This window comes from Advenella sp. RU8, from assembly GCF_048381675.1.
Taxonomy (GTDB): Bacteria; Pseudomonadota; Gammaproteobacteria; order Burkholderiales; family Burkholderiaceae_B; genus Advenella.
Map to the genome: position 1 here is coordinate 151,394 of NZ_JBLWIS010000003.1, position 22,809 is coordinate 174,202.

General features: G+C 50.3%; 15 protein-coding genes and 2 tRNA genes. 7 read left to right on the top strand and 10 right to left on the bottom strand.

Annotated features, from left to right (window positions below):
- The first annotated feature begins 173 nt into the window (after positions 1-173).
- The 6 genes from ACM5Q9_RS05695 to ACM5Q9_RS05720 all read left to right on the top strand — a co-directional run bounded on the left by ACM5Q9_RS05695 (position 174) and on the right by ACM5Q9_RS05720 (position 8,169).
- Entirely contained in the window at positions 174-1,157 is a 984-nt protein-coding gene (locus ACM5Q9_RS05695; RefSeq protein WP_418143769.1) for an NAD(P)H-quinone oxidoreductase, read from the top strand.
- 77 nt (positions 1,158-1,234) lie between these two features.
- On the top strand, positions 1,235-1,993 hold the full coding sequence (gene tpiA, locus ACM5Q9_RS05700; RefSeq protein WP_418143770.1) for a triose-phosphate isomerase: 759 nt from the start codon (positions 1,235-1,237) through the stop codon (positions 1,991-1,993).
- Positions 1,994-2,014: 21 nt separating this feature from the next.
- Entirely contained in the window at positions 2,015-2,533 is a 519-nt protein-coding gene (gene secG / locus ACM5Q9_RS05705; protein WP_418143771.1) for a preprotein translocase subunit SecG, read from the top strand.
- Between the two features lie 54 nt (positions 2,534-2,587).
- Positions 2,588-2,672 (top strand) — tRNA-Leu (locus ACM5Q9_RS05710).
- Between the two features lie 273 nt (positions 2,673-2,945).
- The gene (azu, locus tag ACM5Q9_RS05715; protein ID WP_418143772.1) at positions 2,946-3,398 is read left to right on the top strand and encodes an azurin; all 453 of its coding nucleotides are present in this window, start codon (positions 2,946-2,948) and stop codon (positions 3,396-3,398) included.
- A gap of 538 nt (positions 3,399-3,936) precedes the next feature.
- Complete coding sequence (locus ACM5Q9_RS05720) at positions 3,937-8,169, top strand: ESPR-type extended signal peptide-containing protein (protein WP_418143773.1); 4,233 nt, start codon at positions 3,937-3,939, stop codon at positions 8,167-8,169.
- Positions 8,170-8,313: 144 nt separating this feature from the next.
- On the opposite strand, the gene ACM5Q9_RS05725 is transcribed toward ACM5Q9_RS05720, so the two are convergent.
- Positions 8,314-9,516 carry an MFS transporter gene (locus tag ACM5Q9_RS05725; RefSeq protein WP_418143774.1) on the bottom strand — a complete coding sequence of 401 codons (1,203 nt, stop codon included), beginning with the start codon at positions 9,514-9,516 and terminating at the stop codon, positions 8,314-8,316.
- A gap of 27 nt (positions 9,517-9,543) precedes the next feature.
- Positions 9,544-10,998 (bottom strand): cardiolipin synthase, encoded by a 1,455-nt coding sequence (cls, locus tag ACM5Q9_RS05730; RefSeq protein ID WP_418143775.1) that lies wholly within the window; start codon positions 10,996-10,998, stop codon positions 9,544-9,546.
- A gap of 100 nt (positions 10,999-11,098) precedes the next feature.
- Here cls and ACM5Q9_RS05735 point away from each other — a divergent pair.
- Positions 11,099-11,174 (top strand) — tRNA-His (locus tag ACM5Q9_RS05735).
- A gap of 132 nt (positions 11,175-11,306) precedes the next feature.
- Here the strand turns inward: ACM5Q9_RS05735 and ACM5Q9_RS05740 are convergent.
- The 8 genes from ACM5Q9_RS05740 to ACM5Q9_RS05775 form a co-directional block, all read right to left on the bottom strand.
- Positions 11,307-11,591, bottom strand: coding sequence for a formate dehydrogenase subunit delta (locus ACM5Q9_RS05740; protein ID WP_418143776.1), 285 nt, complete (start codon positions 11,589-11,591; stop codon positions 11,307-11,309).
- Positions 11,584-14,454 carry a formate dehydrogenase subunit alpha gene (gene fdhF / locus ACM5Q9_RS05745; protein ID WP_418143777.1) on the bottom strand — a complete coding sequence of 957 codons (2,871 nt, stop codon included), beginning with the start codon at positions 14,452-14,454 and terminating at the stop codon, positions 11,584-11,586. Before fdhF ends, ACM5Q9_RS05740 begins: the two co-directional genes overlap by 8 nt.
- Before the next feature lie 31 nt (positions 14,455-14,485).
- Positions 14,486-16,036 (bottom strand): formate dehydrogenase beta subunit, encoded by a 1,551-nt coding sequence (locus ACM5Q9_RS05750; protein WP_418143778.1) that lies wholly within the window; start codon positions 16,034-16,036, stop codon positions 14,486-14,488.
- The gene (locus tag ACM5Q9_RS05755) at positions 16,024-16,503 is read right to left on the bottom strand and encodes an NAD(P)H-dependent oxidoreductase subunit E (protein ID WP_418143779.1); all 480 of its coding nucleotides are present in this window, start codon (positions 16,501-16,503) and stop codon (positions 16,024-16,026) included. The genes ACM5Q9_RS05750 and ACM5Q9_RS05755 overlap by 13 nt, the downstream gene beginning before the upstream one ends.
- A 342-nt stretch (positions 16,504-16,845) precedes the next feature.
- Positions 16,846-19,497 (bottom strand): DNA mismatch repair protein MutS, encoded by a 2,652-nt coding sequence (mutS, locus tag ACM5Q9_RS05760; RefSeq protein WP_418143780.1) that lies wholly within the window; start codon positions 19,495-19,497, stop codon positions 16,846-16,848.
- A gap of 6 nt (positions 19,498-19,503) precedes the next feature.
- Entirely contained in the window at positions 19,504-20,439 is a 936-nt protein-coding gene (locus ACM5Q9_RS05765; protein WP_418143781.1) for an AEC family transporter, read from the bottom strand.
- A gap of 16 nt (positions 20,440-20,455) precedes the next feature.
- Positions 20,456-21,952, bottom strand: a complete 1,497-nt coding sequence (locus tag ACM5Q9_RS05770; RefSeq protein ID WP_418143782.1) for an AMP nucleosidase — start codon at positions 21,950-21,952, stop codon at positions 20,456-20,458.
- Positions 21,953-22,042: 90 nt separating this feature from the next.
- Positions 22,043-22,807, bottom strand: a complete 765-nt coding sequence (locus ACM5Q9_RS05775; protein WP_418143783.1) for an RNA methyltransferase — start codon at positions 22,805-22,807, stop codon at positions 22,043-22,045.
- Between the last annotated feature and the right edge of the window lie 2 nt (positions 22,808-22,809).

Below are 22,809 nucleotides of genomic sequence, written 5' to 3' on the forward strand. Positions count from 1 at the left end.
TAAAATCAGGCTATAAACAAAAAGGGGCTATTATTGGCCCCTTTTTTTGTTCAGTTAAACCCTGTCCATTTGGATATCTGTCAAGTCGCGACCTTGCTAAAGACTTGAGTCATTCATACCCTGCTAAAATAAGGCGCTTGATAACCCTGATTTTAGAAAAAAGGAAGAAGACAATGAAAGCAATTGAAATCTCACAGCCGGGTGGGCCGGAAGTATTAACTTTGGTAGAGCGTGAGAAACCGGTGCTAAAAGCCGGTGAGGTTTTAATTAAAGTAACCGCAGCAGGCATTAATCGTCCGGATGTTTTTCAGCGTAAGGGTTCTTACCCGCCGCCGGCCGATGCTTCTGATTTGCCAGGCCTGGAAGTGGCGGGTGTTATTGTAGAAGGTGATGTTTCCGGTACCAATCTAAAGATTGGCGACAGGGTGTGCGCGCTTACCCCTGGTGGTGGCTATGCCGAATACTGTGCTGCACCTGCTGGTAATTGTCTGCCAATTCCAAAGGGCTTGAGTGATGTAGAGGCGGCCGGTTTGCCAGAGACTTACTTTACTGTCTGGACTAACGTGTTTGATCGTGGTGCGCTGGCCAAAGACGAGGCCTTGCTGGTGCACGGCGGTGCAAGTGGTATTGGGACAACCGCCATCCAGTTGGCGCGCGCTTTTGGTAATACCGTTTATGCAACCGTAGGAAGTGATGAACGAGTCAAGGCGGTAGAAGCATTGGGTGCTAATAAGGGCATTAATTATAAAACCCAGGATTTTGTTGAGGAAATCAAAAGCCTTACCAATGGCAAGGGTGTTAATGTCATTTTGGATATGGTTTCCGGTGAATATGTTAACCGTAATATCAATAGCCTGGCTGATGATGGGCGTATTGTCATCATTGCCCAGCTGGGTGGTAGCAAGGCTACGATAGATACCAATCAGCTAATGCGCCGTCGCCTGACGATTACTGGCTCAACACTGCGTCCACGTTCGCCTGCATTCAAGACTGAAATTGCCCGGTCTTTGCACAAGCATGTCTGGCCATTGCTCGAGGCAGGTAAGATCAAGCCGATTATCCATGCCACATTCCCTTTCGAAAAGGTAGTGGATGCGCATACCATGATGGATGCGGGTGAACAGATTGGTAAAATTATTTTGACTTTTGAAAATTAAAGACAAATCGGGTGTATACGGGTTAGAATATTAGGTTAATTAAATTTAACCCGTATATTTACTAGCCGGATTTAACTATGACAACAGCAAAAACGCGTCAGCGACTGGTTATTGGAAACTGGAAAATGAATGGTAGCCTGGCTGCCAACGAGGTGCTTTTGAAAGGCATTCGCGAAGGCGTGGAAAACGCGGGCGCAAGTAATAACTGCGCTATTGCTGTTTGTCCGTCTTTTCCTTATCTGGCTCAGGTATCGCAGGTTTTGGCTGGTAGTGCTGTGTCCTGGGGGGCGCAAGATGTCAGTTTGCAAGCATCTGGTGCGTTCACCGGTGAGGTTTCCGCTGCCATGCTTAATGATTTTAATTGTGCATGGACGCTGGTTGGTCACTCAGAACGCCGTGCCCTGCATGGGGAAACCAGCGAACAGGTGGCTTTAAAGGCACAGGCAGCGCTGGCACATAACATTACGCCAGTAGTTTGTGTGGGCGAAACTTTGCAAGATCGCGAACAGCAAAATACCCTTGGTGTCATTCAGGCACAATTGGCGCCAGTGTTGGCTTTGGGTGAGCAGGCAGTGAATAAAATGGTAATTGCTTATGAGCCTGTTTGGGCCATTGGTACCGGTCTTACCGCTTCGCCAGAGCAGGCACAGGAAGTGCATGCCTATATCCGTGCCCAGTTAAATGCGCTTGGGGCGGGTAACGTACAGATTTTATATGGTGGCAGCGTTAAGGCTGCCAATGCGGCAAGTTTATTTGCCATGGCAGATATCGATGGCGCACTGGTAGGTGGTGCCGCCCTGGTTGCCGAAGAATTTTTGAATATTGCTACTGCTTAATATTTTTGGAGTTTTACTTTTATGCCTTCATATTTATATCCATTGCTAACCGTAGTACAGGTGATTGCTGCGCTTGCCGTCATTGTGCTCGTGTTGCTGCAGCAGGGCAAAGGCGCCGATATGGGCTCTTCCTTTGGTGGTGGTTCCGCCGGTAGTTTATTTGGTGCCACGGGTGCGGCCAACTTTTTCTCGCGTGCTACCAAATGGATAGCCGTTTTGTTTTTTGCGTCCACGGCAGGTCTTGCTTATCTGGGCAACTCGTCACCAGATTCTGTTGGTGGCCAATCAAGTGGAAGTGGCTTGATGGAAGGTTATCAGCCGCAGGATCCTGCTTTGCCAGTGGCTCCTTTGGGTGGTGGCGCTATTCCTCCTGCACCGGTTGCGGGTAATGCTGCTGTGCCTGTTGTCCCTGCGGCTGTTGGTCAGTCAACTCCTGCTGCTCCTGAGGCAGTGCCAGCACCTGCTACACAGGCAACTGTTGTAGAAACACCAACAGAAGTGGCTCCTGTTGCTGATAAATCAACAGAAAATACGCAGTAACAACAAATTTTTCTGGAATGCGTTATAATTTAATGCTTTCCAGAACATAATTTTGCTCATGTGGTGGAATTGGTAGACACGCTATCTTGAGGGGGTAGTGGCGAAAGCTGTGCGAGTTCGAGTCTCGCCATGAGCACCATCGGTTTTAGTTAAAATTGGTTAAAAATTCAGAGCCCTTGCTTTAATTAAGCAAGGGCTTTTCTGTTTTTGCTGGGGTAACCCGGGTAGGCTAAGCAGTATAGTATCAACGCAGGTCTGATGCACAAAAACCTAGGGTATTCCCTTGATTTTTGTCAAAAAATTTTACTATTTTACTCAACTATTAAAAGAAAATAGTGTCTAATATTGCTCATGTGCTTATAACTTATCGTATGATACGAAAGTACAGAAGTTTTTTTCACAGGAGAAATATATGTCTTTCAAAAAATTGGCGCTAGCTGCTGTTCTGTCTGTTGCTGCAACCCCCGTGTTGGCTGCAGAGTGTGCGGTAGATATCGATTCCAACGATGCAATGCAATACAATACAAAAGAAATCTCAATCAGCAAGTCATGCAAAGACTTTACGGTTAACCTGAAGCACGTAGGTAAATTGCCTGCTGCCGCAATGGGCCATAACGTTGTAATTACCAAAACTGCAGACATGCAAGCAGTTGCTACCGAAGGTGTGGCGGCTGGCCTGGCTAAAGACTATGTGAAAGAGGGTGACGAGCGTGTTGTTGCCCATACCAAAATAATTGGTGGTGGTGAATCTGCTACCGTTACTTTCCCTGTTGAAAAACTGGCTGCAGATGGCGATTACAGCTTCTTCTGCTCATTCCCAGGTCACTTTGCCATTATGAAAGGTGCAGTTAAGCTGGTTGATTAATTTGTAATCATGCTATGAGTAAACCTTGCCGGGAAAGCAGGGTTTACTTGGCAAATTCAAAACGCCTGAGTTTCTTCATGAAATTCAGGCATTTTTGTTTGCTCGTTTTTTTTGTTTAGGACGCATGTAAGGTTTGGCTGTAAGTCTTTAAACAGGGTTTGTAAAGTAAATGAGTGGCTGTCCTGCAGAAGTAATAATTAGCCTTGGTTTAATGTGAAATGCTTGAATCTGAATAGGTTTTGCATGGTGGATGACGATTTTTCTGCTTGATAGAAATGACGCTTTGAAAGGGTGAGGTTGTTTATAAAAGACAATATGTGTCTTTTTATTAAGAATTAATTTTTTGCTTTTGAAATAAAATAAATGATAACCTTTTGATTTTAAATTAAAAAATTTTTTCTTGGTGTGAGTGCGTCATTTGTTGGCTTGGTAAATTAATGTAAGCACTGTCTTTTTTTTATATCATAGGATAATAGGGCGGCTATTAATGGCTGAAAGAGTGGTTGCATGTCTATAAATTCAAACTGGGATTTAGGTAATGAACAGAATTCACAAAAGCATTTTTAATGAACAAACGGGAACTTATGTAGCGGTTTCTGAAAATACAAAAAACAAGTGCAAAAAAGGAAATAAAGTACTGGCCGCGACAGCTTTGTCTGCTGCTTTGGGATTGGGGGCGATGGGGTCTGCGCAGGCGCAGTTGGTTGATGCGTGTGCAGGCGTAAGTTTGCCACGAAGTGTGGTTACTGATATTGTGGGGCAGGTGGTTACGCCGATTTATGAGCCGATAGAGGATACAGTAAATGGTATATTAGGTCCAGTTGACGTTATATTGGATGCTTTATTGATAGGTCAACTTCTTCCCGGGCCTCTAACTCTTAATCTGACAGATATTCTGAATTCTGCGGCTGCTGGCGATCCCATAACCCTTGGTGTTTTGAATGCGAATGGTGAAGTTGTTGGACCTACGGATTCATGTGATCTTACCGCCGATTCATTAAACTTAACTGACCCAGCCGGCATAGCCATTGGTGGCAATAAAATTACTGGTTTGGGCTCCGATGCCGCCGGTGCTGCCGCAGTGTCATCAGCGGCAGATTTCACTTCAATTGCATTAGGTAATTTTTCTCAAGCCACCCAATCAAAAGCAATTGCTTTTGGTGAAGCGGCAAAAGCATTTGGAGAGGGGTCTATTGCGGTGGGGGCTGATGCTTTGGCCGCCAATGAAAATGCAACAGCCCTTGGAAATGCCGCACAAGCTACCGGTCAAGATTCCGTTGCCATTGGTGCGGGAGCCCAGGCCAATGCTGCGAATTCGGTAGCGTTGGGTAATGGTTCTGTTGCCACAGCCGCCAATACCGTTTCTGTAGGTTCTGTTGGAAATGAGCGAAAAATTACTAACGTGGCTGACGGTCTAGTCGCTGCTGGCAGTACTGATGCCATTAATGGTGGTCAGTTACACCAATTAGCCATCTCAACAGGTCTGGGTTTGGTTCAGCAAGCTGATAACTTGGCGCCAATTACAGTTGGTAAAGACAGCGCAGGTACAGAGGTGAACTTTGCCAATGTTGCGGCTCAAACCCGCAAACTGACTGGAGTTGCTAACGGCAGTGTAGCCGCTGGCAGTACTGAGGCGATTACCGGTGATCAGTTGTATGCTTCTACCTCCAACCTGGCCACGGTATTGGCCGGTGGTGCAGGCGTGGATGCCAACGGTAACCTGATTGCGCCGAGCTATGTGCTGGATGACGGCACGAATACCGGATCCACGGTTGCCCTGGATACGGTGGGTGGTGCTCTGGCTAACCTGGATGGCCGTGTAGCCACTAATACCGGTGACATCAGCGATATTAAAACCGACATCACGAATATTGAAGGCGATATCACCAATATCACGAACGGCACGCAGGGTATCGTCAAGCAAACCGCGGCTGGTGAAAATATTCTGGTGGGTTCCGAAACGGATGGCGCAGCGGTTGACTTTACGGGCACGGCCGGTGTCCGCAAGCTGACCGGCCTGGCCGATGGCGAGCTCTCTGCCACCAGTACCGATGCGGTAACCGGTAAACAATTGAATCAAACCAACCAGAGCATTGCCACGCTGGCGGACAACGCGGTGACGTATGATGATGCTACCAAGACCGCCATTACTCTGGCGGGCGTGGGTGGGACAACCCTTACCAATGTCAAGGCCGGTACGGTCAGTGCAAGTAGTACCGATGCCATCAATGGTGCCCAGTTGTATGCTTCTACCTCCAACCTGGCCACGGTGTTGGCTGGTGGTGCAGGCGTGGATGCCAACGGTAACCTGATTGCGCCGAGCTATGTGCTGGATGACGGCACGAATACCGGATCCACGGTTGCCCTGGATACGGTGGGTGGTGCTCTGGCTAACCTGGATGGCCGTGTAGCCACTAATACCGGTGACATCAGCGATATTAAAACCGACATCACGAATATTGAAGGCGATATCACCAATATCACGAACGGCACGCAGGGTATCGTCAAGCAAACCGCGGCTGGTGAAAATATTCTGGTGGGTTCCGAAACGGATGGTGCAGCGGTTGACTTTACGGGCACGGCCGGTGTCCGCAAGCTGACCGGCCTGGCCGATGGCGAGCTCTCTGCCACCAGTACCGATGCGGTAACTGGTAAACAATTGAATCAAACCAACCAGAGCATTGCCACGCTGGCGGACAACGCGGTGAAGTATGATGATGCTACCAAGACCGCCATTACTCTGGCGGGCGTGGGTGGGACAACCCTTACCAATGTCAAAGCCGGTGCGGTCAGTGCAAGTAGTACCGATGCCATCAATGGTGCCCAGTTGTATGCTTCTACCTCCAACCTGGCCACGGTATTGGCCGGTGGTGCAGGCGTGGATGCCAACGGTAACCTGATTGCACCGAGCTATGTGCTGGATGACGGCACGAATACCGGAACCACGGTTGCCCTGGATACGGTGGGTGGTGCTCTGGCTAACCTGGATGGCCGTGTGGCCACCAATACGGGTGATATCAGTGATATTCGAACTGATATAACCAACATCACAAACGGCACACTGGGTATCGTTAAGCAAGATACCCTTACGCGAGCCATTAATGTTGGTGGTGAAACAGATGGTACAGAGGTGAACTTTACTGGTACGGCTGGTGTCCGCAAGCTGACCGGTATTGCCAAGGGCAGTGTAGTAGCGGGCAGTACCGATGCGATCACCGGTGATCAGTTGTATGCCAGCAATCAGTCGGTAGCAGATGCTTTGGGTGGTAATTCAGAGGTGGATCCGGTAACGGGGACTGTTAGTGCGCCTGTCTATGAGCTGGATGATGGTACCGACACAGGTACTAAAACGGATGTTACTGGTGTAGAGGGCGCCTTAGATAACCTGGACGGCCGTGTTGCCTCCAATAGAACAGAAATCACTACTATCAAAGGTAATATTTCTACAATCCAGACTGATATCACCAATATCACGAACGGCACGCTGGGTATCGTTAAACAAAATACTACGACACGTGAGATCGCAATTGGTGGTGAAACGGATGGGACTCGCATTAACGTTGCAGGTACAGAAGGCAACCGTACCCTAACCGGTCTTGCTAACGGGAATGTTGCTGCGGGCAGTACCGATGCTGTCAATGGCGCCCAGTTACATAGCACTAATGTTGATTTAGCTACAGCGCTTACGGCCTTAAATGCAGGTGTAGATCCTATTACTGGTGCAGCCACAGCACCGGAGTACGTCTTGTATGATGGTACCAGCTCAGGCGGTACCGAAACATATAATACTGTAGGTGGCGCATTGGGTAATCTGAATGGTCGTGTAGCCAGCAATACAACACGTATTGATACTATTGAAGGTGATATCACAAATATCAAGGGTGATATCACGAATATTCAAGGCGATATTACCAATATCCAAAATGGTACGGCGGGTATTGTTAAGTTTGATGCGGTAGCGGACAAAGTTACTGTAGGTAGCGAAGTTGCTGGTAAGTCTGTTGACTTTACTGGTACTGAAGGTGCTCGCAAACTGACGGGTGTTAAGGATGGTGATGTTTCGGCGACTAGCTCTGATGCCGTGACAGGCAAGCAATTGTATGCGACCAACCAGCAGGTAAAAGCAACAGCCAGTGCTTTGGGTGGCGGTGCAGAGGCTAAGGATGATGGCACATTTGTTAATCCGCTGTATGCACTGCAGGAAATTCAGCCCGATGGTAGTAAAGCAGATGTGAGCTTTACTAATGTAGGTGGTGCCTTAACTAGTTTGAATACGTCAGTTGCCAGTTTGCAAAATCAAATCAATAACAACACCTCAATTGGATTGGTTCGTCAAGATTCAAGCAGCCGTGTTATTTCCGTAGGTGGCAATACCGACGGCACAGAGGTTAATTTTGCCAACAGCAACGGTGAAGCTCGTGTAATTAGTGGCGTTGCCGCAGGTAAAGGCCCAACTGATGCGGTTAACGTTCAACAAGCTCAGGAGATGATCTCTGGTGCTTCAACTGCCTTGCGTGGTGAAATTCGCCGTGCCGAGAGGCGTGCCGATGCGGGTACTGCCGCAGCCACAGCGGTAGCAACGCTTGGCCAGGCTTATCAACCCGGACAAAGTGCCTTCTCTGTCGGTGGTGGCGTTTGGCGTGGTGAAAGTGGTTACGCGATGGGTGTTTCTACTGTGTCCGAGAACGGTAAATGGCTGCTTAAAGGTGCCGTTAACGGTTCAGGTCGTGGTGGTGCTGGTGGTGGTGCCAGCGTTACCTACTTGTGGTAAGTCCCTGATAAGGGCGGGAGTGGTTTAGCCCGCCCTGTCGGGAATGTAAAAGGTTTGCCAGTAAAAGGGTAAACCAATAAAAAGAGCCCGGTATATGCGAAGTATTCAAGCATATGCCGGGCTCTTTTTTGTTTGATTTTAAAATTAAAACGCTTTGCGCGTACCCAGTAATAATAATAGCGCAATACCAAGCGGTATCAGCAAGAATAAAAATCCATAGGCGTAGCTACCCATTGATTCTGAAATCAGGCCAATCAGTGGCGGGCCTATTACCACACCTAAATAGGTCATTGAAAGCGTGACGCCAGTGATGGAGCCGGATTTGCCTTCCGGAGATTTACGCGCCACTTCCGTCAGGTAGACACCGTTCCAGCCAATACCCATGGCACCGTACAATATAAAGAACAGGGCAATGAACAGGGTGCTGGTGTCGGGAGTAATGGAATAGACGGCTAACGAAGCGGTAATCATGCCTAGCGTCAGGAAAACCAGCATGCTCCATGGTGAGAAAAACCGGTCGGCCAGCCAGCCCCAGAAAATCCGGCCCATCACGCTGGATACTTGTGAGAAAGAAAGCAGCATGCCGGAAATAACCAAAGCAAAGCCCAGTTCTTTATTCAGGAAAGTAATGGCATAGGTCATTAAGGTAAGCTGGCAGATGGAAAAGCAAAATGAAGATAAAGCCAGCGTTCGCAAAGAAGGTGTACGGAAAACGGTTTTCAGGGCATTGACGAATTCGGTTTTGAAAGAGGTGGAAATAACCGTGTTTTCAGGCTCCCAGTCTTTGGGGGTGAACAGGGCAATACACACAAATACAATCAGGACCAGCAAAATAACCAGCATGGCCGAATGCCAACTCATGATTTCAAGCAGGGCAGGTATTAACAGCGCGGCTAGTACGCCCCCCAAGGGTACGCCGGTTTGCTTGATGGAGAAAATCAGGTTAAGCCGCTGTTTGGGTGTGTTTTTTATCAGGATTTGTGAGCTGCAGGGGGTAATAGGTCCGTAGCCGGCGCCAATAAAGGCCCCCATTAGCAATAGGGTGGGTAAAGAAGGCTGCAGCAGGAAAAGCAGCATCCCGATGGCGCACGAGGCAATGCACAGAATGCTTAGTCTGATGGGGCCTGTAATGGTAAGCAGCATCCCGGTACAAACGCTCATGGTCATGGCAGTAAGGTAGGCACAGGCAATGTACAGGCCCAGATGGCTGGTGGAAATATTTATTTCGGTGGTAAGTACCGGGATCAAAACAGGCGGAATCAGCAATACCATGGATCCCAGGGACTGGATGGTAAGGGTCAGGACAAGTACCAGCCAGGCTTTCTTGTTTTCAGTAATTGTGCTCATTTTGTTATTAATATTTTGTATTTCAATTTAAAGGTAGGGGGAGGCCAGCCAGATGATTTTGTTTCTTAGCTGTTTGATGAAGCTAATTGATTTTAACGTTTCAAGGGTTACAGGGGTAGCCTTTTCAATTTCCCCGTCAATATGTTTGCCAATGCGTTCGCTGAACGTCCGGTCATACACTTCAATATCTACCTCAAAGTTCAGGCGCAGGCTGCGTGCATCCCAGTTGGAGGAGCCCATCAGGGTCCAGCCATCGTCTACCGTGAACAGTTTGGAATGGTCAAAGGGGCCGTTGCTGCGCCAAACGTGGCAGCCGCTGTCCAAGACCTGGTTGAGCTGGGCCATCATGGCGCAATTGACCAGATACAGATTGTTTTTGCCGGGGATCAGGATATCTACCCTGACGCCGCGGCGTGCGGCCGTATTCAGTGCCCCCAGCAAGACCTGGTCAGGCAGGAAATAAGGGGATTGTATGCGGATGTGCTTTTGTGCAATGGCGCAAGCTGCCTGGATTAGCCGGTGAGTACTGCTAATGTCGCTATCGGGGCCTGATGTAATGCAGCGGGCAGCGATATTCGCTTCAGGCAAGGTTTCCGGTTTGGGTACCCAATTGGCGGGTATAAGTTGTTCATCGGTGGTAAATGACCAATCATGAAAAAACACCAGCAATAGCTGAAACACCAGTGGGCCTTTTATTTCAAAATGGACATCTTTCATGGGGGCGCCCCGGCATATTTCCGAGGTGAAGCTTTCCCTGATATTCATGCCACCGCTAAATGCGGTATGGCCATCGATAATCAGGATTTTTCGGTGGCAACGTAAATTGGAATAGGGCATTTTGAAGGTAAAAAAATGCGTCTCGAAAAGTGAGACATCTATGCCGGTATTCCTGAAGAGGGTAACAATGGATGGCCTGGAGTATTTGGCACCAATGGCATCAATCAACACTTTTACAGTAACCCCTCTTTGCCGGGCACGAATCAGGGCTTGTGCAATGCGTTTGCCAATCACGTCATTGTCAAAAATATAGCTTTGCATGGCAATGGTCTTGGTGGCGTTGTCAATGGCGGCAATCATGGCAGAATAGGCTTCGTCGCCCCCCAGGAGCGGAGTAATGTTATTGTTGCTCCAGATGGGAAAGCGGCTTAGCTTGTTGCCCGCTTTTTTCAGGGATTCGAATTGGGTGCCGGATATGTCGGCTATATTGGTGGTTTCGTCATGTTTGCCATTTACCTGCTCTTGAAGCAAATACTCTTTGTGTTGCAGGCGCCTGCTGCGGTTGATCCGGTTAATGCCGACCAGGAAATACAGGAAGGCACCAAAAAATGGCGATAGAATGACTACACCTACCCAAGCAATGGCCGCACGGACATCACGTTTGGTCATTGCCGCATGAATGGCGGCCAATAAGCCTACAATTAAACCTACCCCAAATAATAGGTGGGTTTTATATTCAAGCAGGAAGGCCCAAAAAGCGGTCATATTTTCAATAATCCAACAAAAAACAACAAAAACGCACTTTATTGTAAGGCGGACTTGCAAAATCTGAAAGGGCTTGCTATAGTTTCATCTTTATGCAGTGGTGACCGTAGCTCAGTTGGTAGAGTCCCGGATTGTGATTCCGGTTGTCGTGGGTTCGAGCCCCATCGGTCACCCCAAAAAATTTCCGCCTTGTGCGGTTTTTTTTTCCTGTTATTTTCCCACGATATTTTTTATGGTTTAGGGGTTCCTTATAAACACCCGTGCCAGCCATCCGGCACCCCTCTTTTAAGGGGTACCGCGACTGATTGTTACTTTTTTTCTGAATTCAAGCAAGTATCCTGGTATGTTTTCAATGCTTTGGCTGCAAAGGGTGACAGTGCGCCATATTTGTCTTTGCCAGTTGAATGTTGCTCAAGATAGTCAAGCAAAGGTGTAAACATTCGGGGTTCCCAAAAAGCAATTAAATGCTTTACCATTTTCTTGTTCGCTTCCTCTGGATTGGGTAGCGTTGCGTAGAATTGGGCAATTTGATTGACCGTTTTCAGCAAGGGCTCCAGCACTGTTGCCGATGCATCTTGTTGCTGCTTATTCATGCGTGTCAGGCTCCGCTGATGCCAACAAATCATGTTGGATTTTGTCTTCAGTAAACCAGTGATCTTGCCATTCCGAGGCAAAACTTTCCACTTTACTAATTTGAACGGCCGTTACCTTGTATTCGGGGCAGCTGGTTGCCCAGTCGGCGTTGTCGGTCGTAATGACATTGGACCCTGAAATAGGGTGGTGGAAGGTTGTATAAACCACACCGGGCTGAACACGTGTTGAAACTTTGGCTTTCATCGCAATTTGGCCAACGCGGCTGGTAACCTGGACGATATCACCATCTTCAATCCCCCGATCCGAGGCATCATGCGGATGGATCTCCAGCAGGTCTTCCTGGTGCCAGGTGGTATTGCTGGTTCGCCTGGTTTGTGCGCCCACATTGTATTGGGTAAGGATGCGGCCCGTGGTAAGAATTAGCGGAAAGCGTTTATTGGTGCGTTCGTCGGTGGGGATATATTTGGTGACTACAAACGTTCCTTTGCCATGCGGGAAGCTGTCGATATGCATGATCGGCGTTCCTTCAGGGTTTTCCGGGTTGCAGGGCCATTGAACGCTGCCGCCGAGTTCCTCGATATGGGCATAGCTCACAGAGGTGAAGGTGGGGGTCAAACGGGCGATTTCATCCATGATTTCGCTTGGGCTGTCATATTGCATGGGGTATCCAAGGGCATTGGACAGGGCCTGGGTTATTTCCCAGTCAGCCATGCCAGACTTGGGACGCATGACTTTCCTGATGCGTGAAATACGTCGTTCGGCATTGGTAAAGGTACCGTCTTTTTCCAGAAAAGAGGCGCCAGGTAAAAAGACATGGGCAAACTTGGCCGTTTCATTCAAGAACAGGTCTTGGACAATCAGGCATTCCAGCGAAGTTAAAGCGGCTTCTACATGTTGTGTATTGGGGTCGGATTGCAGGATGTCTTCTCCCTGGCAATATAATCCCCTGAACGAGCCGCTAATTGCCGCATTGAACATGTTGGGAATGCGCAAGCCAGGGTTTGCATTTAACGTAACCCCCCAGGCCTGTTCAAATTGTTTGCGGGTTGCATCATCGGAGACATGGCGGTAACCGGGGAATTCATGGGGGAATGAACCCATGTCACAAGACCCTTGGACGTTATTCTGGCCACGTAACGGGTTGACGCCAACGCCACTCATGCCAATATTGCCGGTGATCATGGCCAGGTTGGCAATTGCCATGACTGCGGTTGAGCCTTGGCTGTGTTCGGTGACACCCAGGCCATAGTAAATGGCAGCTTTGCCACCCGTGGCAAACAGTCGTGCTGCTTCACGGATGGTTTGGGCGGGAACTCCGGTGGTGGCAGCGGCCGCTTCCGGTGAGTTTTCATCAAGCAGGACAAACGCAAGCCAATCCTTGAAGGTATCCGAATCACAACGCTTGGCGATAAACGCCTGGTTATGAAGGCCTTCTGCAATGATGGTATGGGCAAACGCATTGAGCATGGCCACATTGGTGCCCGGTTTCAGTGGTAAGTGGTAATCGGCCTTGGCATGTGCCGTGGACACCAAGGAAATGGTTCTTGGATCAATAACAATCAGTTTGGCACCTTGGCGCAAACGTTTCTTCAGGCGAGATCCGAACACCGGGTGGGCATCGGTTGGATTGGCGCCGATGACAAGTATCACATCGCTATCTGCAACGGATTCAAACGTTTGGGTGCCGGCTGACTCCCCCAGTGTTTGTTTCAGGCCGAATCCTGTTGGTGAATGGCAAACCCGGGCACAGGTGTCAATATTATTATTGCCCAAAGCCGCTCGCACGGTTTTCTGTACTAAATAGACTTCTTCATTTGAGCAGCGGGATGAAGAAATGGCACCCACCGAGCTTTGGCCATATTTTGCTTGTATGCGTTTTAACTCGCTGGCAGCATGATTGATGGCTTCTTCCCACGACACTTTGCGCCAGGGGTCATGGATTGAAGCGCGGATCATGGGGGTGGTAATTCGGTCGGGGTGGGTTGCATATCCCCAGGCAAAGCGGCCCTTGACACAGGCATGGCCTTCGTTGGCTTTGCCATTTTTCCATGGGGTCATTCGTACGAGCTCTTCGCCTTTCAGCTCTGCCTTCAGGCCACAGCCAACGCCACAATAAGCGCAGGTGGTTATTACGGCGTGATTGGGTTGTCCTTTTGCAATGACGCTATTATCCATTAAGGCACCGGTAGGGCAGGCCGTGACGCAGGCACCGCAAGAGACACAGTCGCTGTCCTTGAAGTTTGTGTTGAGTCCGGCGCTTACCCGGGATTCAAGCCCCCGGCCTTCTATGGTCAAGGCAAAAGTACCTTGTGTTTCCTCACAGGAGCGAACACAGCGATTGCAGACAATGCACAGGTCCGGGTTGAAGGTAAAATACGGGTTTGAATTGTCTATGGTCTTGTTGGCCAGTTTCTTATCGTAGCCATCGAATCGGACCTGCCTGAGTCCAACTTGTCCGGCGGTTTCTTGTAATTCGCAATTCCCATTGGCTGAACAGGTCAGGCAATCCAAAGGATGCTCTGAAATATAAAGCTCCATCACATTGCGTCGCAGGTCTGCCAGGCGCTTGTTTTCTGTTGTCACCACCATTCCTTCTTCTGCATTGGTGGTGCATGAGGCGGGAAAGCCCCTTCGACCTTCTATCTGGACAAGGCACAGCCGGCAGGAGCCGAAGGGTTCCAAAGAATCGGTGGCGCATAGTTTTGGGATATTTAACCCAAGCATGGCTGCAGCCCGCATGATGGAGGTGCCTTCCGGGACACGAATCATGTGCCCGTCTATTTGCAGGCTGATTTCTTTGACATGGTTGGTAATGGCAGGGGTACCAAAATCTGTATCGCGCTTGAGGACGGTTTCTAGCATTTTCCTTGTCTCCGGGATTTTATAATATATTTTAAGATTGTACTTTTTGTTTAATGAAGTCTTGCGGGTATTTGCTTATTGCCGAAAGCACCGGGTATGGGGCCATGCCTCCTAAAGCGCATAAAGAACCGGCAATCATGGTGTCGCATAATTCTTCCAGAAGGACCAGGTTTTCTTCCGCCTGAATGCCATGACGAATTTTGACGACGGTTTCCACGCCACGTTTTGAGCCGATCCGGCAGGGGGTGCATTTTCCACAGGACTCGGTGGCACAGAAAGCCATGGCATACTCAGCCATTTCAGCCATGTCAGCACTTTCACTGAAAGCAACGATGCCGCCATGGCCGACCATGGCACCAATCTTGGCATAGGCTTCATAGTCTAATGGTATGTCCCATTCCTGTTTCGATAAATAGGCACCCAGTGGCCCGCCAACCTGAACGGCTTTCAGGGGCAGGCCATCTTCACTGCCACCACCGTAATCGTAGAGCAACTCTTTTAAACTAATCCCGAAGGCTTTTTCAACCAGACCGCCACATTTGAGATTGCCGGCAAGTTGGAAGGCCAGTGTGCCATGCGATTTTCCGCTGCCGAAGTTTTTATAAAAATCTGCGCCTTGGGCCAGAATGACGGGAACGGTGGCAAGGGACACGACGTTGTTGACAACGGTAGGCATGCCCATAAAACCTTTGATGGCGGGCAAAGGTGGCTTGTACCTGATTACGCCGCGTTTGCCTTCCAGGCTTTCAAGCAGGGAGGTTTCCTCGCCACAGATATAAGCACCAGCCCCTTTTCTGACTTCCAGTTCGAAAGAGTGGCCGGAGCCTAAAATGCTGGACCCCAAATAGCGGTGTTCCGTCGCAATGGTGATGGCCTTTTGCAAGGTGTCAATGGCGATGGGATATTCTGAGCGTACATAAATATAGCCTTTGCTGGCATTGACCGCCAGGCCGGCAATGATCATTCCTTCAATTAAGGCAAAAGGATCACCCTCCATAAGGATCCTGTCCGAGAAAGTGCCTGAATCGCCTTCATCGGCATTGGCAACGATATATTTTTGTGGGCCTTCTGCCTGTCGGACGGTATTCCATTTGATGCCGGTGGGGAAAGCGGCGCCACCACGTCCGCGCAGGCCAGACTGGGTGACTATGTTGATGATGGCTTCATCGTTTAGGGTCAGGGCCTTCAACAAGCCTTGCCAGCCACCATGCTTGGCATAGTCGTGGATGTTTAAGGGATCAATGATGCCCACGCGCTTAAAGGTTAGCCTTTCCTGGTTTTTAAGGTAAGGAATGTCATCGGTAATGCCGTGTGACAGGGGGTGAGCCTGACCTGAGAGCCATCCGGCGTTGAATAAATCCGGCAGGTCTTCAAGAGTGACCGGGCCATAGCCTATTCGGCCCTGCGGGGTTTCAATTTCGATCAGGGGTTCAAGCCATAACAGGCCTCGGCTACCATTACGGATAATTTCAATTTCAGTATTTTGTTCCAAGGCCATTTTTTGAATGGGTGCCACCAGATCATCAGCACCAACGGCGACAGCAGCTGAATCCATGGGGACATAGACTTTTATCCTTTGCATGTGGCGATTCCTTCAATTTTTGCCTTGAGCTTGCTAGGGGTGACACGGGCAAGCGGTTGTTGGTTAATCATGGCGGCAGGACCTTGGGCACATAAGCCAAGGCAATAGACGGGTTCCAGGGTGGCATCGGGCCATTGGGCATGAAGCAGGTCTTTCACTTCTTGCTCAATTTTTTTTGAACCGCGTGCCTGACAGGCTTCAGCCTGGCAAAATTCAATATGAATGGCGTTACAGGCTTGCGTCCTGAAGTGTTTGTAAAAACTGATTACCCCGAAGACCTCTGCACTGGAGCGATTGATCGCCTGTGCAATAGGGGCGATCAAGTCTTCAGGGATATAGCCGATATTGTCTTGAACGGCATGCAAGATGGGCAAGAGGTTTCCCTCTTTGCTTATGTGTTCTTCCAGTATTTTTTCTAGCAGCCGGCTGTGGGTATGCCGGGACTCATGGGTGGTTGCCGGTTGCATGTCTCATCCTTTGTAATGCTTGATATTTTCAAATTCGCATAGGCATTATGCTGTTTATGTTTGTTTTGTTTGCCGCCACGATTTATGTATAGTAAATGTCTGTGCTTATGATAAGCAAGGTTAATGTTGAGCTACAAGTGATAGATTTTTATATATCGTTGAAAATAACTCACTTGTTTTGAACGCTTGTGGCCGTAAAACGGGATTTTTTGTGCGGAATATGAGTATTAGTTGGATGGTTGGCTCTCACGCAGGAGCATGGGAACAAGCAACCCCAAAAAGTTGAATCGGTATCCAACTTTTTGGGGTCAGTTCACTCCTGCGTGGGAACCCGTAGCCTGATTATTGCTGCCCAAAAAGATTACGCAGTTTATACAGGGCATCCAAAGCCTCGCGCGGGCTCATGCTGTCAGGGTCAAGATCATTAATCGCTTCCCGCAGGGATTGCAGTTCAAGCTGGTCATCGCTGGCCTGGTCATTGGCAGGCGCGGTTTCGGTGAATAAATCCAGTTGTGCTGTGCTGCTGGCCTGGTTTTCCAGCCGTTCCAGTTCACGTTTGGCCTGACGGATAACCGCGCCGGGAATGCCGGCACGTTGTGCTACCTGAATACCGTAGCTGCGGCTGGCCGGGCCTTCCTGGACTTCATGCAAAAAGACAATGCCACCAGGGGATTCGGCTGCTGCCAGATGTACGTTGACGGCGGCGTCGTTTTGCTCGGGCAGGCGGGTAATTTCAAAGTAATGGGTGGCGAACAGGGTCAGTGCCTGGTTGTGCGTTAACAGTCGGCAGGCAATAGACCAAGCCAAAGACAGGCCATCATAGGTGGAAGTACCACGCCCGATTTCATCCATCAGCACCAGGCTGTGTTGCGTACTGGCGGCCAGGATGGCGGCCGCTTCGGTCATTTCCATCATGAAGGTGGAACGGCCACCTGCCAGGTCATCGGCGGCGCCAATGCGGGTGAAGATACGGTCTATCATGCCAATGCGCGCAGACTGTGCCGGTACGAAACTGCCCATGCGGGCCAGTAACACAATAAGGGCAATCTGCCGCATGTAAGTGGATTTACCCCCCATGTTGGGACCGGTAATCAGTAGCATGCGCCGGTTTGGGTTCATATAGCAACTATTGGGGGTAAAGCGTTCTATGGTACGTTCAACCACCGGATGGCGACCGCCTTCAATGTCAATAATAGGTGCTTCGCATAATTCCGGGGCCACCCAGTCATTGTTGCGGGCGTGTTGCGCCAGCGACAAATAAACATCAATTTCAGAAACGGCCTGCGCGCATTGCTGCAGTACTGGTACGGCTTGTGCTAGTTCTTCCACCAACTGTTCGTAAAGCCATTTTTCCCGGCTTAATGAGCGGTCTTTGGCAGAAAGTACTTTGTCTTCCCAGGACTTCAGTTCAGGCGTAATGTAACGTTCAGCATTTTTAAGGGTCTGGCGACGACGGTAATCGGCAGGTACCTTGTCAATCTGGCCTTTGGATACTTCAAGAAAGAAACCATGGACCCGGTTGTACTCAACCCGCAGGTTGGCAATGCCGGTACGGGCACGTTCCCTGGCTTCCAGTTCCAGCAAGAAGGCGCCATTGTCGCTAGCCAAGGTGCGCAGTTCATCAAGTTCGGCATCAAAGCCGGGGGCAATAACGCCACCCTCACGGATAAGCGCTGCAGGTTCTGCATCAATGGCCTGGTGCAGGCGGTGGTGTAGGGCAGGGTCTATGGCCAGGGCTGCAAATAGCGTTTCTATCCGCGGTGTGGAGGCAATGTGCTCGTTTAGCAGTAGGTGTAATTCGGGCAGGCAGGCCAGTGCATCGCGCAGGCTGGCCAGTTCGCGGGGGCGAACCGATTGCAAGGCTATGCGTGTGGCAATACGTTCCAGGTCAGGAAAAGATTTGAATAAATGATTGATTTTTTCCAGGACGATGGCCGGGTGCAATGGGCTGTCTGATTTACCCAGCAGGAAAGCCTGAACGCAGGCCTGTCGGGCGACAACCGGTTCATTGGCCCGAAGCGGGTGATGCAGCCAACGGCGCAGCAGGCGACTGCCCATAGGGGTCTCGCAGGCATCCAGCAAAGAGAACAGGGTAGGGCTTTCTTCACCACTAATGGTTTCGGTAATTTCCAGATTTTTGCGGGTAACCGGGTCTAGGACCAGATAGTCGCTGGCCTGGTCGACACTAATGCCCTGCACATGTGAAAGTGACTGGGTTTGGGTTCTTTCGGTGTAGCGCAGCAAGGCACCGGCAGCAGTAACTGCCGAAGGCATATCGTGAATCCCGAAGCTGGCCAGGGAATCAATGCCAAAATGCTGGCATAACAGGGCATTGGCTTCGTTTTGGTCAAAGTGCCAGTCTGCCGTTGTGCTTAAGGTACCTTGCCAGCTGGTTTCCGGTTTAAATGAATCGGCATGGACGATTTCGGCCGGGGCAATGCGGTGGATTTCAGAATCCAGCGAGGCAATATCGCATTCGGCAAGACGGAATTCGCCACTGGCCAGGTTCAGCCAGGCCAAGCCATACTTGGGCTGGCGACCCTTATGAGGCAGATAAATGGCCATCAGGGGGCGGTCGGACTTGGATGGCAGCAGGGTTTCATCAGTCAGGGTGCCGGGCGTGACAATCCGCACGATTTTGCGTTCAACCGGCCCTTTGCTAGTTGCCGGGTCGCCAACCTGTTCACAAATGGCGACTGATTCCCCCATGGCTACCAAACGTGCCAGATACTGCTCCATGGCATGCATTGGCACACCCGCCATGGGAATGGGCTCACCATTAGAGGTGCCGCGCTTGGTCAGGGTCAGGTTTAGCAGGCGTGCCGTTTTAATGGCATCATCGTAGAACATTTCATAAAAATCGCCCATGCGATAAAACAGCAATATTGAACCTGCCTCTTCTTTAAGGGCAAGATATTGTTGCATCATAGGGGTGTGGCCGGCAAAACGGTTACTGGCCGTTTCGGCTTTGGAGGGTTGGGACTTTGTGCTCATATAGGGTTATTGTAGCTGTTGAAACCAGTAGATCAGCAATGAAATGGTCAGGACCGAGAGGATAGTGGACAGGAAAATGCTTTGGGAGACCCGTTTGGCGTCTAGCCTGTAAAGGGTGGCCAGCATGAAGGGGCCAGTACCCGTTGGCAAGGCGGCTAGCAAAATGGCGGCTTGCTGGTAAACCGGAGGCATGTCAAAAACGAAAAAAACCAAAATGGCGGTTAATACAGGCAGCAGTAACAGCTTTAGGGCAAGTACGGTAAGCGTACCGTTTTGCAGGCCTTTGTTGGGGGTTTGTGCCAGGAACAGGCCAATGGTTACCAGGGCGCAGGGGCTGGCCGAGGCACCCAGCAAACGGGTGAATTCGAGCAACGGAGCGGGAAGGCTGAACGGGGTTGCCGCAATCAGTCCGCCAAGCACTGGAGAAACGATGAGTGGATTCTTTGCCAGGGAAAAGGCGGTTTTACGCAAGGTCTCGCCCAGGCGAGGCGAGGTTTGCACGCCAAACTCAATGAAGATAATCGCCAGGGCAAACAGCACGCAGGCGGTAAGAATCATGGAGATCATGGCCGCAGTCAGTCCTTCCGGACCGAAAACCAGGGCGCATAAGGGCAAGCCCATATAACCCGTGTTGCTGTATGAGGCGCTAAGGCTGTTTACGCTGCGATCGGCCAGGAGTGCGTTTTTTTTCTGGCAGACTAAATAGATGACAAACACAAGCAGCATGGCGCCCATTGAGGCAGCAATGAAGCCCGGCTGGTACAGGTCTTCCCATGGCGTGGTGGCCATGGCCTGGAACAGCAGGGCAGGCAGGGCCAGCCACACCACGTAAAGATTTAGGTGCTGGGTGGCGTCATGACTGAGTATTTTCTTTTTTGCAGCCAGGTAACCGATCAGGATCAGGGCAAAAATCGGTATTACCGCATTTAATACAGCTGCCAAGCTGAAAGTTCCTTTGTTATTTGAAAGCGGTTTCGATAAAGCTGCGTAGTTTACGCGATTGCAGGCGTTCGCGTGGCATTTCCCGCAAAATTTCCAATGCCCGCATGCCAATATACAAATGCTGGTTGACCTGTGTACGGTAAAAATCGGTAGCCATGCCTGGCAGCTTCAGTTCACCATGCAGGGGCTTGTCTGATACACACAGCAAGGTGCCGTAAGGTACCCTGAAGCGGAATCCGTTGGCGGCAATCGTGGCCGATTCCATGTCCAGTCCAATCGCACGCGATTGCGACAGGCGCTGGACCGGCTCATCGTGGTCGCGCAGTTCCCAGTTGCGGTTGTCGATGCTGGCGACGGTACCGGTGCGCATGATGCGTTTCAGTTCCCAGCCGTCCAGGCCGGAAACCTGGGCAACGGCTTCTTCCAGGGCAACCTGCACCTCGGCCAATGGCGGAATGGGAACCCATAAAGGCAGGTCGGCATCCAGCACGTGATCGTCACGTACATAACCGTGGGCCAGCACATAATCACCCAGTCGTTGGGTATTGCGCAGGCCTGCACAGTGCCCCAGCATGATCCAGGCAGAGGGACGTAGCACGGCAATATGGTCAGTAATGGTTTTGGCGTTTGAAGGCCCAACCCCCATATTGACCAGTGTAATGCCGTCGCCATCAGGGCGTTTAAGGTGATAGGCGGGCATTTGTGGCAGGCGAATTGGCTGGCCGCCTGCTTCGGGGGCTATTGTGGCGGTAGTTACCAGGTTGCCCGGTTCAACCAGTTCGCTGTAGCCGCTATCGGGGTCACGCACTAGTTCGCGGGCTTTGTTGCAGAAGGCATCTACATAAAATTGGTAGTTGGTGAATAGCACAAAGCCCTGAAAATGTTCGGGGGCGGTTGCCGTATAGTGCTGCAGCCGGTGCAGGGAGTAATCAATGCGCGGTGCGGTGAAGGGGGCCAGTGGTGCCGGTATGTTGGCTTCAACTTTCAGGGTGCCGTTAACAATGGCATCGTCCATGACGGCCAAGTCGGGCACATCAAAATAGTTGCGTAATGTCAGCTTGTTGGTATCGTCATAGACCCCTTCCACATACTGGCCACCGGTAAAAGCAAAATGCAGCGGAATGGGGGTTTTGGATTCACCAATTTCAACGGCAATACCGTGGTTTTTTATCAGCAGGCTGAGTTGTTCCAACAAGTAAGATTGAAACAGCTCGGGTTGCGTAATGGTGGTGGAGTAGATGCCCGGCTCGGTGGCATAACCGTAGGAGAGACGGGAATCAATTTCTTTATGATCGGTTACACGTAGGCGGATGGCTGGATAGAATGCCCTGACGCTATATTCGGGCGGGGTCTCGCTATTGATGAAATGGCGGAAAGCCGTACGGATGAATTGCGTATTGCGTTGATAAATATACACCAGCTGTTCATAGGCCTTTTCGGCATTGTCGAAAGCAGTAAAAGCGATATGCTCGGGTGCGGAGATGGCTTTTGGGGGAAGGTGAGTATGTGTCATTGCCGTAACGGTTGCATTTTGTTATTGGAATTAAGGAATTATCCTGTTCACACAGTATAGCGACATATTATGACAATGACAGTACCCTCATTATTTTTTGCTGGCATGTCTGATGATGTTGGTGCAAACGCCGCGCATCATGTCCACTTCTTCCTGGCTCATGTGAATGCGGGTAAACAGGTAGCGCATCCGGGGCATGAGTTTTTTGGGGTGTGATGGGTTGAGGAAATCAATCGCTACCAGGGCTTGTTCCCAGTGTTTGACGAAGGCTTCAACCTTTTCACTAGGTGCATAAGTTACCGTGTTTTCGGTTTCATTGGCAGGAACGGGTTCCTGATGGTTTTCCATGAGGGCATAACGCAATTCCCATGCCGCCAGCTGCAGGGCCTGGGAGACATTCAATGAACTGTATGCGGGATTGGCCGGAATGTGGCAAATACGGTGGCAACGACTTATATCTTCATTTTCAAGGCCGGTTCTTTCAGTGCCCAGTACAACCGCTACGCGATTGGCAGGGGTACTGGCCAAGTGACGGGCGCTTAGTTCGGCGCTTTTTCGTATGTCCAGTGCCGGTGGGCCCATGTCGCGTGTACGCGCGGTAAGCGCAAATGACAGCGTGACCGGTGCCAGGGCTTCATCAAGGGAGGAAACAATTTGGGCGTTCTGCAGGACATCGGTGGCGCCGCTTGACAGGGCAATCGCTTCGGGGTTGTTTTTGATGTCCGGGTCTTTGGGAGACACTAGCACCAGCTCTTCAAAGCCCATGGTTTTGATAGCCCTGGCGGCAGCGCCGACATTGCCAGGATGGCTGGGTGCCACCATGATGAAACGGGTATGGGCAAAGCTGGAAAGCATGA

Bases quoted from the DNA above. Each gene is read 5' to 3' on its own strand.
- ACM5Q9_RS05695 (WP_418143769.1), top strand. From the start codon at position 174: ATGAAAGCAATTGAAATCTCACAGCCGGGTGGGCCGGAAGTATTAACT.
- tpiA (WP_418143770.1), top strand. From the start codon at position 1,235: ATGACAACAGCAAAAACGCGTCAGCGACTGGTTATTGGAAACTGGAAA.
- secG (WP_418143771.1), top strand. From the start codon at position 2,015: ATGCCTTCATATTTATATCCATTGCTAACCGTAGTACAGGTGATTGCT.
- azu (WP_418143772.1), top strand. From the start codon at position 2,946: ATGTCTTTCAAAAAATTGGCGCTAGCTGCTGTTCTGTCTGTTGCTGCA.
- ACM5Q9_RS05720 (WP_418143773.1), top strand. From the start codon at position 3,937: ATGAACAGAATTCACAAAAGCATTTTTAATGAACAAACGGGAACTTAT.
- ACM5Q9_RS05725 (WP_418143774.1), bottom strand. From the start codon at position 9,516: ATGAGCACAATTACTGAAAACAAGAAAGCCTGGCTGGTACTTGTCCTG.
- cls (WP_418143775.1), bottom strand. From the start codon at position 10,998: ATGACCGCTTTTTGGGCCTTCCTGCTTGAATATAAAACCCACCTATTA.
- ACM5Q9_RS05740 (WP_418143776.1), bottom strand. From the start codon at position 11,591: ATGAATAAGCAGCAACAAGATGCATCGGCAACAGTGCTGGAGCCCTTG.
- fdhF (WP_418143777.1), bottom strand. From the start codon at position 14,454: ATGCTAGAAACCGTCCTCAAGCGCGATACAGATTTTGGTACCCCTGCC.
- ACM5Q9_RS05750 (WP_418143778.1), bottom strand. From the start codon at position 16,036: ATGCAAAGGATAAAAGTCTATGTCCCCATGGATTCAGCTGCTGTCGCC.
- ACM5Q9_RS05755 (WP_418143779.1), bottom strand. From the start codon at position 16,503: ATGCAACCGGCAACCACCCATGAGTCCCGGCATACCCACAGCCGGCTG.
- mutS (WP_418143780.1), bottom strand. From the start codon at position 19,497: ATGAGCACAAAGTCCCAACCCTCCAAAGCCGAAACGGCCAGTAACCGT.
- ACM5Q9_RS05770 (WP_418143782.1), bottom strand. From the start codon at position 21,952: ATGACACATACTCACCTTCCCCCAAAAGCCATCTCCGCACCCGAGCAT.
- ACM5Q9_RS05775 (WP_418143783.1), bottom strand. From the start codon at position 22,807: ATGCTTTCCAGCTTTGCCCATACCCGTTTCATCATGGTGGCACCCAGC.